The sequence below is a fragment of the Enhydrobacter sp. genome (assembly GCF_030246845.1).
Taxonomy (GTDB): Bacteria; Pseudomonadota; Alphaproteobacteria; order Reyranellales; family Reyranellaceae; genus Reyranella.
The window spans coordinates 4,607,627-4,619,675 of record NZ_CP126889.1 but is presented as its reverse complement, the minus strand read 5'-3'; the positions used below and the strand labels follow the sequence as shown (position 1 = coordinate 4,619,675).

At 65.2% G+C, this 12,049-nt stretch carries 16 protein-coding genes and 1 pseudogene; 7 read left to right on the top strand and 10 right to left on the bottom strand.

Features of this window, described 5'->3' with window-relative positions; all coding sequences use genetic code 11:
- Positions 1-40 precede the first annotated feature (40 nt).
- Positions 41-598, bottom strand: a complete 558-nt coding sequence (locus OJF58_RS23070) for a hypothetical protein (protein ID WP_300780199.1) — start codon at positions 596-598, stop codon at positions 41-43.
- A 193-nt stretch (positions 599-791) separates the two neighbouring features.
- Between OJF58_RS23070 and phaC the strand changes: the two genes are divergently transcribed.
- The gene (phaC, locus tag OJF58_RS23065) at positions 792-2,618 is read left to right on the top strand and encodes a class I poly(R)-hydroxyalkanoic acid synthase (protein ID WP_300780197.1); all 1,827 of its coding nucleotides are present in this window, start codon (positions 792-794) and stop codon (positions 2,616-2,618) included.
- A 79-nt stretch (positions 2,619-2,697) separates the two neighbouring features.
- Here the strand turns inward: phaC and OJF58_RS23060 are convergent, their stop codons facing one another.
- The 6 genes from OJF58_RS23060 to OJF58_RS23035 all read right to left on the bottom strand — a co-directional run bounded on the left by OJF58_RS23060 (position 2,698) and on the right by OJF58_RS23035 (position 5,813).
- Positions 2,698-3,063 carry a 6-carboxytetrahydropterin synthase gene (locus OJF58_RS23060; RefSeq protein WP_300780196.1) on the bottom strand — a complete coding sequence of 122 codons (366 nt, stop codon included), beginning with the start codon at positions 3,061-3,063 and terminating at the stop codon, positions 2,698-2,700.
- On the bottom strand, positions 3,063-3,695 hold the full coding sequence (gene queE, locus OJF58_RS23055) for a 7-carboxy-7-deazaguanine synthase (protein WP_300780194.1): 633 nt from the start codon (positions 3,693-3,695) through the stop codon (positions 3,063-3,065). Before queE ends, OJF58_RS23060 begins: the two co-directional genes overlap by 1 nt.
- A 20-nt stretch (positions 3,696-3,715) precedes the next feature.
- A complete protein-coding gene (locus tag OJF58_RS23050; protein ID WP_300780193.1) occupies positions 3,716-4,252 on the bottom strand; it encodes a gamma carbonic anhydrase family protein in 537 nt (178 codons plus the stop codon).
- 78 nt (positions 4,253-4,330) lie between these two features.
- Positions 4,331-4,807, bottom strand: a complete 477-nt coding sequence (rpsI, locus tag OJF58_RS23045) for a 30S ribosomal protein S9 (protein WP_300780191.1) — start codon at positions 4,805-4,807, stop codon at positions 4,331-4,333.
- A 1-nt stretch (position 4,808) separates the two neighbouring features.
- A complete protein-coding gene (rplM, locus tag OJF58_RS23040; RefSeq protein WP_300780189.1) occupies positions 4,809-5,273 on the bottom strand; it encodes a 50S ribosomal protein L13 in 465 nt (154 codons plus the stop codon).
- A gap of 99 nt (positions 5,274-5,372) precedes the next feature.
- On the bottom strand, positions 5,373-5,813 hold the full coding sequence (locus tag OJF58_RS23035) for a PaaI family thioesterase (protein WP_300780187.1): 441 nt from the start codon (positions 5,811-5,813) through the stop codon (positions 5,373-5,375).
- 33 nt (positions 5,814-5,846) lie between these two features.
- On the opposite strand from OJF58_RS23035, the gene OJF58_RS23030 reads away from it, so the two are divergent.
- The 5 genes and pseudogenes from OJF58_RS23030 to OJF58_RS23010 all read left to right on the top strand — a co-directional run bounded on the left by OJF58_RS23030 (position 5,847) and on the right by OJF58_RS23010 (position 8,956).
- Positions 5,847-6,641, top strand: coding sequence for an enoyl-CoA hydratase (locus OJF58_RS23030; protein WP_300780185.1), 795 nt, complete (start codon positions 5,847-5,849; stop codon positions 6,639-6,641).
- 116 nt (positions 6,642-6,757) lie between these two features.
- Complete coding sequence (locus OJF58_RS23025; protein ID WP_300780183.1) at positions 6,758-7,219, top strand: MarR family transcriptional regulator; 462 nt, start codon at positions 6,758-6,760, stop codon at positions 7,217-7,219.
- Positions 7,220-7,278: 59 nt separating this feature from the next.
- Positions 7,279-7,587, top strand: a pseudogene (locus OJF58_RS23020) (MFS transporter); the annotation flags it as partial.
- A 67-nt stretch (positions 7,588-7,654) separates the two neighbouring features.
- The gene (locus OJF58_RS23015; RefSeq protein ID WP_300780181.1) at positions 7,655-8,431 is read left to right on the top strand and encodes an MFS transporter; all 777 of its coding nucleotides are present in this window, start codon (positions 7,655-7,657) and stop codon (positions 8,429-8,431) included.
- Between the two features lie 96 nt (positions 8,432-8,527).
- On the top strand, positions 8,528-8,956 hold the full coding sequence (locus OJF58_RS23010) for an acyl-CoA thioesterase domain-containing protein (RefSeq protein ID WP_300780179.1): 429 nt from the start codon (positions 8,528-8,530) through the stop codon (positions 8,954-8,956).
- Here OJF58_RS23010 and OJF58_RS23005 read toward each other — a convergent pair.
- From OJF58_RS23005 to OJF58_RS22995, 3 genes are all read right to left on the bottom strand, one after another.
- Positions 8,896-9,657 (bottom strand): class II aldolase/adducin family protein, encoded by a 762-nt coding sequence (locus tag OJF58_RS23005; RefSeq protein WP_300780178.1) that lies wholly within the window; start codon positions 9,655-9,657, stop codon positions 8,896-8,898. The two genes, OJF58_RS23010 and OJF58_RS23005, sit on opposite strands and share 61 nt — an antisense overlap.
- A 97-nt stretch (positions 9,658-9,754) precedes the next feature.
- The gene (locus OJF58_RS23000) at positions 9,755-10,303 is read right to left on the bottom strand and encodes a peroxiredoxin (RefSeq protein WP_300785378.1); all 549 of its coding nucleotides are present in this window, start codon (positions 10,301-10,303) and stop codon (positions 9,755-9,757) included.
- 128 nt (positions 10,304-10,431) lie between these two features.
- Positions 10,432-11,502 (bottom strand): NADH:flavin oxidoreductase/NADH oxidase, encoded by a 1,071-nt coding sequence (locus OJF58_RS22995; RefSeq protein WP_300780176.1) that lies wholly within the window; start codon positions 11,500-11,502, stop codon positions 10,432-10,434.
- A 53-nt stretch (positions 11,503-11,555) separates the two neighbouring features.
- Between OJF58_RS22995 and OJF58_RS22990 the strand changes: the two genes are divergently transcribed.
- Positions 11,556-12,044 carry a CoA-binding protein gene (locus OJF58_RS22990; RefSeq protein ID WP_300780175.1) on the top strand — a complete coding sequence of 163 codons (489 nt, stop codon included), beginning with the start codon at positions 11,556-11,558 and terminating at the stop codon, positions 12,042-12,044.
- Positions 12,045-12,049 lie beyond the last annotated feature (5 nt).

Sequence of the window (12,049 nt, the reverse complement as noted above, 5' to 3'; positions counted from 1 at the left end):
TGATTGTTCCTTGTGCGCTCAGAGGGGACGAACGCGTCCGTCAGGATCCGGCCGGCTTGGCGCCGGTCGGCGGCGTCGGAGCCGCCGGAGCGGCGGGCGCAGCGTCGGTCGAGGGCGGCGGCACGGGCATGCTCGAGACCGGCGCCGGCGGCGGCGCGACCGGCTGGGTCGGCGGCTCGCCGGCCTTGTCGCCGGTCGTGTTCGCTTGCTTGCCCCCTGCGTCCGTCTCGGCTTCCTTGGCCGCCTTCTCGGCCTTCTCTCGAGCCTCACGCTCCTCGGCGTCGCGGGCTGCTTCTTCCTTGTCCTGCTTCTCGATCTGCGCCTTCTGGCCACCGCTTTCGGGAACAATCGAGCCGATCTTGGGCGTGTCGCGCATGTCGTCCACGGGGGCGATCGGCGGATCGTACTGCTGGTTGGCCGCCGGCGGTGGCAAGCTCGCGCTCACCGGCACGTTCTGCTCGGCTCCCGGCCGAACCTTGGCCATATCTGCGGGCGAGCTGCTGTCGAACCAGCCGCAGCCGGAGAGAAGAGCAAGAACCGACACGCCGAGGAGAGCGTGAAAGCAGCCCGTCGCGATCCTGCTCCGTCGTTTTTGCATCGTCCTCACCTGCCTGAACCCTGACCGCGCTGTTTAATCAAGATCGAGAGAAGTTTGACCCGTCAGTTGTCGCAGCCTACCTAAAGGAAAGGAAGCTCTTGGCAGCCCGGATAAGGCAGCACAAGCTATAGTATCTGGATGTCGCCATTCCCGCAAGAAAAGCGGCAAAAGCAATGACTTAGGAGAGGAAACCATGTCGGACACCTCCGCACCTCCCGGCCCCGCCGGCACTGCTCCCGGATTCTCCGAGGCGGAGACCGAAAAGCTGCGGGTGGCATTCAAGGATATCGCCGAGCGCAGCCAGAAGCTTTTGAAGGAGTTCGCCGAACGCTACGCAGCGGAGGGACCGCAGCCGGCCGACCCGCTGCACCTTACTCATACTTTCATGGACTTCACGGCCAAGATGCTGGCCGACCCCAACAAGCTCGTGCAGGCCCAGGTCGAGCTCTGGCAGCAGTACATGAAGCTTTGGCAAACGACCGCGCAGCGCATGATGGGCCAGCAGGTCGAGCCCGTGGTCGAGCCGGCCAGGAGCGACAAGCGCTTCAAGGATCCCGCCTGGAATGACGGCATGATCTTCGACTATATCAAGCAGTCCTACCTTCTGACGGCGCGCTGGCTGCAGGGCACCGTGAAGGAAGTCGAAGGCGTCGACGACAAGACCGCGCAGAAGGTCGAGTTCTACACGCGCCAGTTCATCGATGCGATGTCGCCGTCGAACTTCGCGCTCACGAACCCGCAGGTTGTCAAGGCCACGATCGACAGCAAGGGCGAAAACCTGCTCAAGGGACTGCAGAACCTTCTCACCGATCTCGAGCGCGGCAAGGGGCGGCTCGCCATACGCCAGACCGACATGAAGGCTTTCAAGGTCGGAGAGAATGTCGCCACCTCGCCGGGCAAGGTCGTCTACCAGAACGAGGTGATGCAGCTCATCCAGTACGCGCCGCGGACCGACGAGGTCTATGCGATGCCGCTGCTCATCGTCCCGCCCTGGATCAACAAGTTCTACATCCTGGACCTCAAGCCCGAGAATTCCTTCATCAAGTGGGCGACCGAGCGCGGTTACACCGTCTTCGTGATCTCATGGGTCAATCCGGACGAGACCCTGACCAATCTCGTCTTCGAAGATTACATGAAGAAAGGCCCGCTCGCCGCGCTCGAGGCGATCGAGAAAGCGACGGGCGAGAGGAAGGTTTCGGCGATCGGTTACTGCATCGGCGGCACGCTGATGGCGACAACACTCGCCTACATGGCGGCGCGAGGCGACAACCGCATCGCTGCCTGCACCTTCTTCACCGCACAGGTCGACTTCACCGAACCGGGCGAGCTCGGTGTCTTCATCGACGAGGACCAGCTCGCCGGCATCGAGCAGATGATGAGCAAAAAGGGGTATCTCGACGGCACGGAGATGGCGACCACCTTCAACATGCTGCGGGCCAACGACCTCATCTGGTCGTTCGTCGTGAACAACTATCTGATGGGCAAGGACCCCTTTCCCTTCGACCTCCTGTTCTGGAATGCCGATGCGACCCGCATGCCGGCGGCCATGCACAGCTATTACCTGCGCAACATGTATCAGAAGAACCTGCTGGCGAAGCCGGGCGGCCTGGTCATCGACAACGTGCCGATCGACCTGCGTAAGGTCGCAATCCCTGTCTATCTGCAGGCCGGCAAGGACGACCACATCGCGCCCGCCAGATCGGTCTACAAAGCGACCCAGCTCTTCTCGGGGCCGGTGCGCTTCATGCTGGCCGGGTCGGGCCACATTGCCGGCGTCGTCAATCCGCCGCACGCCAAGAAATACCAGCACTGGCTGAACGAGACGCCCCGGAATCCGCCGACGCTCGAGGAATGGAAGGCCGGCGCCACGGAGTTCCCGGGCTCGTGGTGGAACGACTGGGACAAATGGCTCTCGGAGAAATCCGGTGCTAAGGTTCCCGCCCGCATTCCCGGCCACGGCGACCTGCCCGCGCTCGAGGAGGCGCCGGGATCGTACGTGAAGGTAAGGTTGATCGACTGACGTTCGACAGGAGATATCCCGCGCTGCGCTCGGAATGACACGGGTTTTGCCGTGTCGTTCCGAGCGCGGGGAGGAATCTTTAGTCACCTTCGCGATAGGTGACGGACTCGTCCTGGCTGTCGCGAAAGACAGTGACCTTCACCAACCCCTTGGTCACCGGCGCCAGCCGGCGCCAGATCCAGGCGGCGAGGTTCTCCATCGTCGCCGGACCGAGATCAGGCACCTCGTCCAGCATATGATGGTCGAGCCCGTCCCGCGCCGCCGCCAATGCCTTCTCCAGCAGGCCGAAGTCGACCACCATGCCGGTTTTCGGATCGGGTTCGCCGCGCAGCGTGACCTCGGCACGATAGGAATGGCCATGGACGCGCCGGCTCGACTCGGCGTCGATGCTGCGCTGGAGCGTGTGCGCGGCATCGAAGCGGAAGGACTTGGTGAGCTCCCACATCAGCGGATGCCCAGATGCTTGTGGGTCTGCGTACTGAGCTGCCACTGCGGATGGGCGAGGCAATAGGCGATCGCTCGGCGGGTATTCTCGGCGACGTCCGGACCGTCCATCGGCTGCAGCGAGAAGCGTCGGAAATCGAGGCCGACGAAGGCTTCGGGCGGCACGTCGGTCTGGGGATAGACGAGCTTCAGCTCGTCGCCCTTCCTCACCTTCAGTTCGTCGGGCGTCTTGGGACTGACGCACACCCAATCGATCCCAGGCGGCAGATCGACGGTGCCGTTGGTCTCGAGGGCGATTTCGAAGCCCCGTCCGTGCAGCGCCTTGAGCAGGTCGCCATCGACCTGGAGCAAGGGCTCGCCGCCCGTCAGCACCACGAAGCGGTGCGCCCGCGGGCCATCCCAGGTGCGCTCGACCACGGCCGCAAGGTCTTCCGCAGCGGCGTAGCGGCCGCCGAGTGTGCCGTCCATGCCCACGAAATCGGTGTCGCAGAAGCGGCAGGCCGCGGTCGCGCGATCCTCCTCGCGACCCGACCAGAGATTGCAACCGGCGAAACGGCAGAACACCGCCGCGCGACCGGCCTGCGCGCCTTCGCCCTGCAACGTCTTGAAGATCTCCTTGACCGCGTAGCTCATGAGACCGCTTTCGCGCGACGCTACTCCGCCGCCTTTCGCTCGGCCGGACGATAGGCCTGTGCCAACTTCACATAGCTCTCCGCCGAGCGCCTGAAGATCTCGAGATCCTTGTCGGTGATGTCGCGCAGCTTCACCGCCGGATTGCCGGCCCACAATTCGCCCTTGCGCACAATCTTGCGCGGCGTGACGACGGCGCCGGCCGCCACCATCGCGCCGGTCTCGACGACCGCTTCATCGAGCACCGTCGAGTGCATGCCGATGAACGAATCGTCCTGGATTTCGCAAGCATGCAGCAAGGCCAGATGCCCCACCGTGACGTTGCGGCCGACCGTCGTGCCGACACCGCGCGCGGCAATATGGATCACCACGCCGTCCTGGATGTTGGAGTTGTCGCCGATCCTGATCCCGGGCCCGTCGGCGCGCAAGACGGCGCCGAACCAGATGCCGCAATTGGCGCCGATCGCGACGTCGCCGACCAGCGTCGCATTGGGCGCGATGAAGGCGCTCTTGTCGACCTTGGGAACGATGCCGTTGAACGGAACGATGAGACCGGGCATTCGGGCTGTCTCTCCACAAAAACGAAGGGCGCCTCCCGGCGCCCCTCGACCATGTCCGACTGGCTCTCGGGGCGCCGCCTAGCGCTTGGAGAACTGGAAGCGGCGCCGGGCACCGGCACGGCCGTACTTCTTGCGCTCCACCACGCGGCTGTCGCGGGTAAGAAAGCCATTGCTCTTCATGGCGCCGCGCAGCTCCGGCTCGAACTTGGCCAGCGCCTGGGCGATGCCGTGGCGGACCGCGCCCGCCTGCCCCGACAGGCCGCCGCCCGAGACGGTGGCCACGACGTCGAACTGACCGGTGCGCTGCGACACGTCGAACGGCTGCTGGATCACCATCTGCTGGGTAGGCCGTGCGAAGTAGATCTTCTGGTCGCGGCCGTTGATCGTGATCTGGCCGGTGCCCGGCTTCACCCAGACGCGGGCGACCGCGTTCTTGCGCCGGCCGGTGGCATAGGCACGCCCCTGGGCGTCGACCTCCTTCTCGCGGACCGGCGCGGGCGGGGGCGCAATCGGCGCTTTCTTCAGCTCGGCAAAGGACGAAAGTTCGGTAGCCATGTCAGCCGATCCTCGAATTCTTGCGGTTCATCGCGGCCACATCCAGCTTCTCCGGCTGCTGCGCCTCGTGCTCGTGGTTGGGGCCCTTGTAGACGCGCAGGTTCTTCATCTGCCTGCGGCCGAGCGGACCGCGCGTGATCATGCGTTCGACAGCCTTCTCGATGACGCGTTCGGGGAAACGGCCTTCCAGCCGCTTGCCCAGCGTCTCGCCCTTGATGCCACCGGGATGGCCAGTGTGCCAGTAGAAGTACTCGCGCTCCGCCTTGCGGCCGGTGAGGCGCACCTTCTCGGCGTTGATGACGATGATGTTGTCGCCGCAATCGACATGCGGTGTAAAGGTCGGCTTGTGCTTGCCGCGCAGGCGCATGGCGATGATCGAGGCGAGCCGGCCGAGCACCAGCCCATCGGCGTCGATCAGCACCCACTTCTTCTGCACGTCGGCAGTCTTGAGGCTCAGGGTTTTCATGGCTCTTTCTTCCGTGAGGCGGGGCTTATGGGAAGAATGTCGTCGAATGTCAAATTTTCTGATTTTATTGTCCTAAATCAAAAGGTTATATGCGCGGTACTATAATACCGCAGCCCAAGGCATTGATCCTGGCGGTATCGAGTAGGTCATGGTGACATGCGCCGCGGGTTCGCTCTTGCCGTCGTTCCAGATGGTGAAGTCGCCGACCGCGAGGCTGCGCCCGAGCTTCAGCAGCCGCCCCTCGCCGATCAGCGACGTCGCCTCCGGCTTGCGCATGAAATTGATATTGAGATTGGTCGTCACGGCCAGCGCCACCGGCCCGAGCTGCGCCAGGATCAGCAGGTAGAAGCCGACATCCGCCAGCCAGACCAGAGTCGGGCCCGAGACCGTTCCGCCCGGCCGCAGATGCCGCTCGCTGGTCGGCAGCCGCACCCGGATCGTCCGATCGTCGAGATGCTCGATCGCCATCCCCGCAGTTGCCGCCTGCGGGAATTCCCTGTCGAGGAACACCATCAGCTCGGCAGGCGTCATCACCGGCATGACGCCGCGCTTCCCACGCCATAGAATGAAACTATGTCCGCCGTCCCCAATGAGCCCGTCCTGCTGCGCCGCGACGACGGCCGCATCGCCATCCTGACGCTGAACCGTCCGCACGCCATGAATGCGCTGTCGGGCGAGCTTATAGACGCCCTTCAGGCGGAATTCGACAGGCTCGCGAAAGATCGTGCGATCCGTTGCGTGATCCTCGAAGCGAAGGGCCGCGCGTTCTCGACCGGCCACGACCTGCGCGAGGTCGCCGCGCGCAAGGACTACACTTTCCACCACGATCTCCTGACGCGCTGCTCGGCGATGATGCTGTCGATCCAGCGCCTGCCGCAGCCGGTGATCGCCAAGGTCCATGCCATGGCGACCGCAGCCGGCTGTCAACTGGTCGCGGCCTGCGACCTCGCCGTCGCCTCGAGCGAGGCGACCTTCGCCACCTCGGGCATCACCAACGGTCTCTTCTGCGGCACGCCCTCGGTGCCGGTGGGCCGCAACGTCGGCAAGAAGCGCGCGCTCGACATGCTGCTCACCGGGCAGTTCATCGATGCGACGACCGCCCTGCGCGACGGGCTGGTGAGCCGCCTCGCTTCGCCCGACAAGCTCGACGAGGCAACGATGGCGCTCGCGACCCAGATCGCCGACCAGCCGCCGCAACAGATCGCCTCGGGCAAGGCGATGTTCCACCGGCACATGGAAATGAGCATCGAGCAGGCTTATGCGCTCGCCACCGAGTTCATGGCCGGCGCCCTGCAAAGCGAGGATGCGCAGGCCGGCATCGACGCATTCGTGAACAAGAGGCCGAAGCCCGAGTGGAAGGGGAAGTAGCCGCTTTCCGCGCCCATATCCGAGGGGGCTGAAGCCTCGACATTGCCGCCCAGGGTGCCATGCCGAATAATTAGATGACATGCCATCTAATGGCATTACATCCAACGCCTGGAACTATGTCGCACCCCGACGACACCCTTCGCGGCACGTTCGGTGCCCTGCTCGCCCGTGCTTCCCGCCAATGGCGGCGGGCGGCCGACCAGCGCCTGCAGCCGTTCAAGCTCACCGAAGCGACGTGGCTGCCGCTCGTGCATATTGCACGCGCTGTCACCCCGCCGCGCCAGAAGGATCTGGCGGCCTCGCTGTCGCTCGACAGCTCGTCGGTCGTTCGGCTGCTCGACAATCTGGAGGCGGCGGGCCTGATCAGGCGCCGCGCGGAAGCGACCGACCGGCGGGCCAAGGCGATTTTTCTGACCGCGCGCGGACGCGCGATCGCCGACAAGGTCGAGGTCGCGGCCCTGCAGGTGCGGCGCGATGCCCTGGCCGGGCTGAGCGATCGGGACATCGAGACGGCCCGCCGGGTCCTGACGCATGTCTGCGATGCGCTCGAAAGGTCGATGCAGGAAGTGGCCGCGTGACCGTGGTTGCCACCATCGCGGCAAAGCCTTCGCGCGCCGCTCCGCTCTGGCTGCTGGCCATGATCACCTTCAGCGGCACGCTCGCCATGCACATTTTCGTGCCAGCGCTCCCCGAGGCCGGACGCGATCTCGGCGCCGGTATCGGCGCGATGCAGATGACGATGAGCGTCTACATCTTCGGGCTCGCGGTCGGGCAGCTCGTCTACGGGCCGCTGTCGGACCGCTTCGGCCGCCGCTCGATGCTGACCATGGGGCTCCTTGTCTACACCGGCACCGGCCTGTGGGCGGCGTTCGCGCCCGATGTCCAGACCTTGATCGTGCTGCGGCTCCTTCAGGCGCTGGGCGGGTGTTCCGGCCTGGTGATCGGCCGCGCGATCGTCCGAGACACCGCCCTTGCCAAGGAGGCGGCCCGCCGCTTGGCATTGATGAACCCTCATGGTCGTCATCGGGCCGGCCGCAGCCCCCCTGCTGGGCGGCGCGCTCGCCACCGCTTTCGGCTGGCGCTCGATCTTCTTCCTGCTGGCCGGCCTCGGCGCGATCAACCTTCTGTTCAACTGGCTGCTGCTGTCGGAGACGAACAGGCCAACCGGCTCGGCCCATGTCGGCGCGCTGGCACACAACTACGGACGGCTGCTGCGTTCGCCTGCCTTCCTCGGCTATGCGCTGGGCGGAGGCTGCGCCACGACCTCCATGTACGGTTTCCTCGCCGCGTCGCCGTTCATCTTCACCCACCAGCTCGGTCGGCCGGACTACGAGGTAGGGATCTATCTCGCGATCCAGTTCGTCGGCATCTGGGTCGGCAGCATGGCGGCGGCGCGTCTGATTCCCAAGTTCGCTATCGATCGGCTCATGGTCGGCGCCAATCTCGCCAGTGTCGTGGCGGCCCTCGTCTTCCTCGTCGCCGCCTTGTCCGGCCATCTCTCCGTGCTGCTGGTCGTGGGGTCGATGTTTTTCTTCGCTGTCGGCGCGGGCATCGCCTCGCCTGCCGCGCTCGGCCAGGCGATCAGCGTCAATCCTGCCGTCATCGGCTCGGCATCCGGCCTGTACGGCTTCAGCCAGATGGGTGTCGGCGCGGTCTGCACCGCCATCATGAGCTTCGGCGACAACCCCGCCCTCACCTCGTCCATCGTATTGGTCGCCGCCGGGCTGATCGCGCAAGCGTCGTTCTGGATCGCGGTGCGTTTTCGCGATCCCCAGACCTGCGCCGACTGACGGAACCGCGACTACCTTCGCGGTAGTCGACCGGATGCCGGCAGGGCTTCATGTTGAACGGAACGGTTCGTGTGAGGAGTCAGGCGCATGCATCCATTGGACCAGGCAACGTCCCTGACCTCTTCTCCATGCGGCAGCCTGCGCGGCTCGACGAGCGGCGCCTACTGGAACTTCAACGGACCGCTCGGCGGGGTGACGGCGGCGATCCTGATGCGTGGCGTTCTCGAGCGACCGGATCGGTTGGGCGCCCCCTGCTCGATCACCGTCAACTTCACCGCAGCCGTTGCGCGCGGCCCGTTCGACGCGACCGTCCACCCGGTCCGCACCGGCCGTTCGGTGCAGCATTGGTATGTCGAGCTGCGGCAGGCCGACGTGGTCGCCGCGAACGCCACGATCGTCTGCGCGAAGGGCAACGCGGGCAGTTCGGCCCGGCGGCCGGCAGCTACCTCACACGTTGTTGCGGCTCAGCGAGCCCAGTCGCCGGCGCCCTTCTTGACGAGCTGTCGTTTCAGGGCCTCGAAATAGCTGACGCCGTAGTCCGGCGCCGAACGGACCTGCTTCATGCGCTGGGCCGCCCGCTGGACGATGTAGTCGTCGATCGTCACCGGCTCCTCGCCGAGCTGGCGGGAGATCAGCTCCAGCTCGCAGGCGCGCTCCAGCATGTACATGCCGCGCAGCGCACCCGGCAACGTGGCATGCGCCGTGAGCAGGCCGTGATTGTGGAGAACGACATGGCCGCCCTTCTGGCAGCTCCTGCCCAGCTCCTCGCACTCCTCCACCGTCGCCGGCACGCCGTAGTGGTGATAGACGATGTCGTCGTAGACGTGCAGTGCGTCCTGGCTGATCGGCCGCAGGCCCTGCTTCAGGAGCGAGACGCCGCCGCCCGCACGCGTGTGGGTGTGCATCACGCAGTTGACGTCCGGCCGCGCCTTGTAGACGCCGCTGTGGATGGTGAAGCCCGCGGCGTTGAAACGGCCCTGCTTGCCGTAGATCTTGCCGTCGAGATCCATCTTGATGAGGCTTGAGGCGGTGATCTCGTCGAACATCTCCTCATAGTGGTTGATCAGGAAGCAGTCGGGCTCGCCCGGCACCCGCACCGACATGTGCGTGTCGATAAGATCGGTCCAACCGAGATGATCGGCCACCCTGTAGAGCGCCGCGAGCTCGCAGCGCGCCTTCCACTCCGCTTCGCTCGTCTCGACACGGTCGTGAACGACGCCGTCCATTCCCTGCTCCTCCGACGCTCCCAATCAAAAAGACAAATCAGGTGGACGTTTCCGACGACCGGCCTTTCCTCAACCGTGCGATCCGGAAATCGCAGGGCTATTTTCTGGCCTTCGCCTCCAGCTCCCGGACCGCCGCCAGCGTATTCTCGACGTGCTTGTCGGGATTGCGATCTGCATAAGCGTAGACGATCCTGTCATCCGGGGCGATGACGTACGAAATCCGGTCGGCAATGCCGACGGAGCCGACACGGACCAGAGCCGCGTCGTAGGCGCGAATCACCTTGAGGTCAGGGTCTGCCGCCACCGGGAATTTGGCCGAGCATTCCTGCGAGGAAAATTTGTGCAGCGTGCCGATATCGTCGGCCGACATGCCGATCAGGGTGGCGCCTTCGGCCGCGAACCGGTCCGCCGCCGCGGCAAATTCATGCGCCTCGGCCGTGCAGCCCTTGGTGAAGGCCTTGGGGAAGAAATAGAGCACGACTGGCCCCTTCTTCAGGGCTTTTGCCAGCGAGAAGGTGAATTCCTGTCCGCCGACCGCCGCTGGCGCGGTGAAGTCCGGCGCGACAGCCCCCGGCTTCAAGGCAGCGACGGCAGGTGCTGCAACAAGGCAACCCAATGCCAAAGCAACCGCTACAACCCGCTTCATGCTGTACTCCACCAAATGGAACCCGTGGCGATCATAAGCCGATGCGATCGGGGTTTGCCTCACGTCCTGGTGAGCGCGCCTTCATCCAGCATTCATCCCTTTCATGTAAGTGGACGGCACGACAGTCTTCACGGCCTGCGCGCGTTTGGCGAGCCAGTAGGCCTGCGGCGGGGGCACCGAGCGAAGTTGCGATCGATGCCCAGCTTCTGCGCCGCGTCCATCGGCCAATTGGGATTGTAGAGAAGCTCGCGGGCGAGTGCGATCAGGTCGGCCCGACCCTGCTGCAGGATCTGCTCCGCCTGGTCGGCATGGACGATCAGACCCACCGCCATGCTCATGATGCCGACGTCCTTCCGCAGCCGCTCGGCATAGGGCACCTGATAGCCGTAGGTGACGGGGCCCGCACTCACCACCGGCGAACCGCGCATGCCGCCCGAGCTGCAGTCGATCACATCGACTCCCTTGGGCTTCACGATCCGCGCCAGAGCCACGCTCTGGTCGGGCCCCCAGCCGGCATCGTCCTCGACCGAGAGCCGCAGGAACAACGGCTTCGAGGCAGGCCAATGAGCGCGTACGCTTTCGACGACTTCGATGCAGAAAAGCATGCGGTTCTGCTCGCTGCCGCCATACTGGTCGTTGCGCAGGTTCGAGAACGGCGAGAGGAACTGATGGATCAGGTAGCCGTGTGCACCATGGATATCGAGTACCTCGAACCCCGCCTCGTTGGCCCGCCGCGCCGCCTGGCCCCAGCGCTCGATCACCTCGGGGATTTCCGCCCGCGCAAGGGCACGCGGCAGAGGATCGGTCGGCGGCGCGCTGAGCGCGCTCGCCGACACGAGCTCCCACGCCTCCCAGTCGTCTATCTCGGGTGACGGCTCGAGCGGCGCGCCGCCTTCCCAGGGCCGGAAGCGCCGCGCCTTGCGGCCCGAATGGCCGAGCTGGATGCCGGGCACGGCGTTGTGCAACTTGATGAAATCGACGCAGCGTCGGAGGCCGGGAACGAAGGCGTCGTCCCACAAACCGAGATCGCCCACCGTGCCGCAGCCACGACGCTCGACCTTGGTCGATTCCATGATCACGAGACCCGCGCCGCCGGCGGCATAGCGGCCGGCATTCATCAGATGCCAGTCGGTCGCGAAGCCCTTGACCGCCGAGTACTGGTGCATGGGCGCGACCACGACCCGGTTCTTGAGCGTCACGTCGCATCGAAATCGGTTCGAACAGCTTCGGCTGCGCCATGTATACTCCTCCCATGCCGACGATCGTTCACGACCGCTACGACGACGCCTACCTGCGCCGCATCCTGCGCAATACCAGGACCATCGCCATGGTGGGCGCTTCGGCCAACTGGAATCGGCCGTCCTATTTCGCCATGAAGTACCTGCTCGATCGCGGCTACAAGGTCATCCCGGTCAATCCAGCCGCTGCAGGTCAGGAAATTCTGGGCCAGAAAGTCTACGGCTCGCTCGACGAGCTGCCGGTGAAGGCCGACATGGTCGATATCTTTCGCAACTCCGAGGCCGCCGGCCCGATCACCGACGAGGCCATCGCGCACGGCGCGAAGGTCGTGTGGATGCAGCTCGGCGTCGTGAACGAGGCGGCCGCCCGGCGGGCCGAAGCGGCCGGTCTCGAGGTGGTGATGAATCGCTGCCCCAAGATCGAGCATTCGCGCCTGGCGGGCACCATCGAATGGCACGGCATCGCAAGCGGCGTCATCAGCAGCAAGAAGAGAGCGTTATGAGGCCC

What these genes read in the sequence shown, in the direction of transcription:
- queE (WP_300780194.1), bottom strand. Translation starts at nt 3,695, where the DNA reads ATGAGCTACGCGGTCAAGGAGATCTTCAAGACGTTGCAGGGCGAAGGC.
- OJF58_RS23030 (WP_300780185.1), top strand. Translation starts at nt 5,847, where the DNA reads ATGTCCGCCGTCCCCAATGAGCCCGTCCTGCTGCGCCGCGACGACGGC.
- OJF58_RS23035 (WP_300780187.1), bottom strand. Translation starts at nt 5,813, where the DNA reads ATGCCGGTGATGACGCCTGCCGAGCTGATGGTGTTCCTCGACAGGGAA.
- OJF58_RS22990 (WP_300780175.1), top strand. Translation starts at nt 11,556, where the DNA reads ATGCCGACGATCGTTCACGACCGCTACGACGACGCCTACCTGCGCCGC.
- OJF58_RS23060 (WP_300780196.1), bottom strand. Translation starts at nt 3,063, where the DNA reads ATGTGGGAGCTCACCAAGTCCTTCCGCTTCGATGCCGCGCACACGCTC.
- OJF58_RS23005 (WP_300780178.1), bottom strand. Translation starts at nt 9,657, where the DNA reads ATGGACGGCGTCGTTCACGACCGTGTCGAGACGAGCGAAGCGGAGTGG.
- OJF58_RS23050 (WP_300780193.1), bottom strand. Translation starts at nt 4,252, where the DNA reads ATGCCCGGTCTCATCGTTCCGTTCAACGGCATCGTTCCCAAGGTCGAC.
- rpsI (WP_300780191.1), bottom strand. Translation starts at nt 4,807, where the DNA reads ATGGCTACCGAACTTTCGTCCTTTGCCGAGCTGAAGAAAGCGCCGATT.
- phaC (WP_300780197.1), top strand. Translation starts at nt 792, where the DNA reads ATGTCGGACACCTCCGCACCTCCCGGCCCCGCCGGCACTGCTCCCGGA.
- OJF58_RS23000 (WP_300785378.1), bottom strand. Translation starts at nt 10,303, where the DNA reads ATGAAGCGGGTTGTAGCGGTTGCTTTGGCATTGGGTTGCCTTGTTGCA.
- OJF58_RS23070 (WP_300780199.1), bottom strand. Translation starts at nt 598, where the DNA reads ATGCAAAAACGACGGAGCAGGATCGCGACGGGCTGCTTTCACGCTCTC.
- OJF58_RS23015 (WP_300780181.1), top strand. Translation starts at nt 7,655, where the DNA reads ATGGTCGTCATCGGGCCGGCCGCAGCCCCCCTGCTGGGCGGCGCGCTC.
- rplM (WP_300780189.1), bottom strand. Translation starts at nt 5,273, where the DNA reads ATGAAAACCCTGAGCCTCAAGACTGCCGACGTGCAGAAGAAGTGGGTG.
- OJF58_RS23025 (WP_300780183.1), top strand. Translation starts at nt 6,758, where the DNA reads ATGTCGCACCCCGACGACACCCTTCGCGGCACGTTCGGTGCCCTGCTC.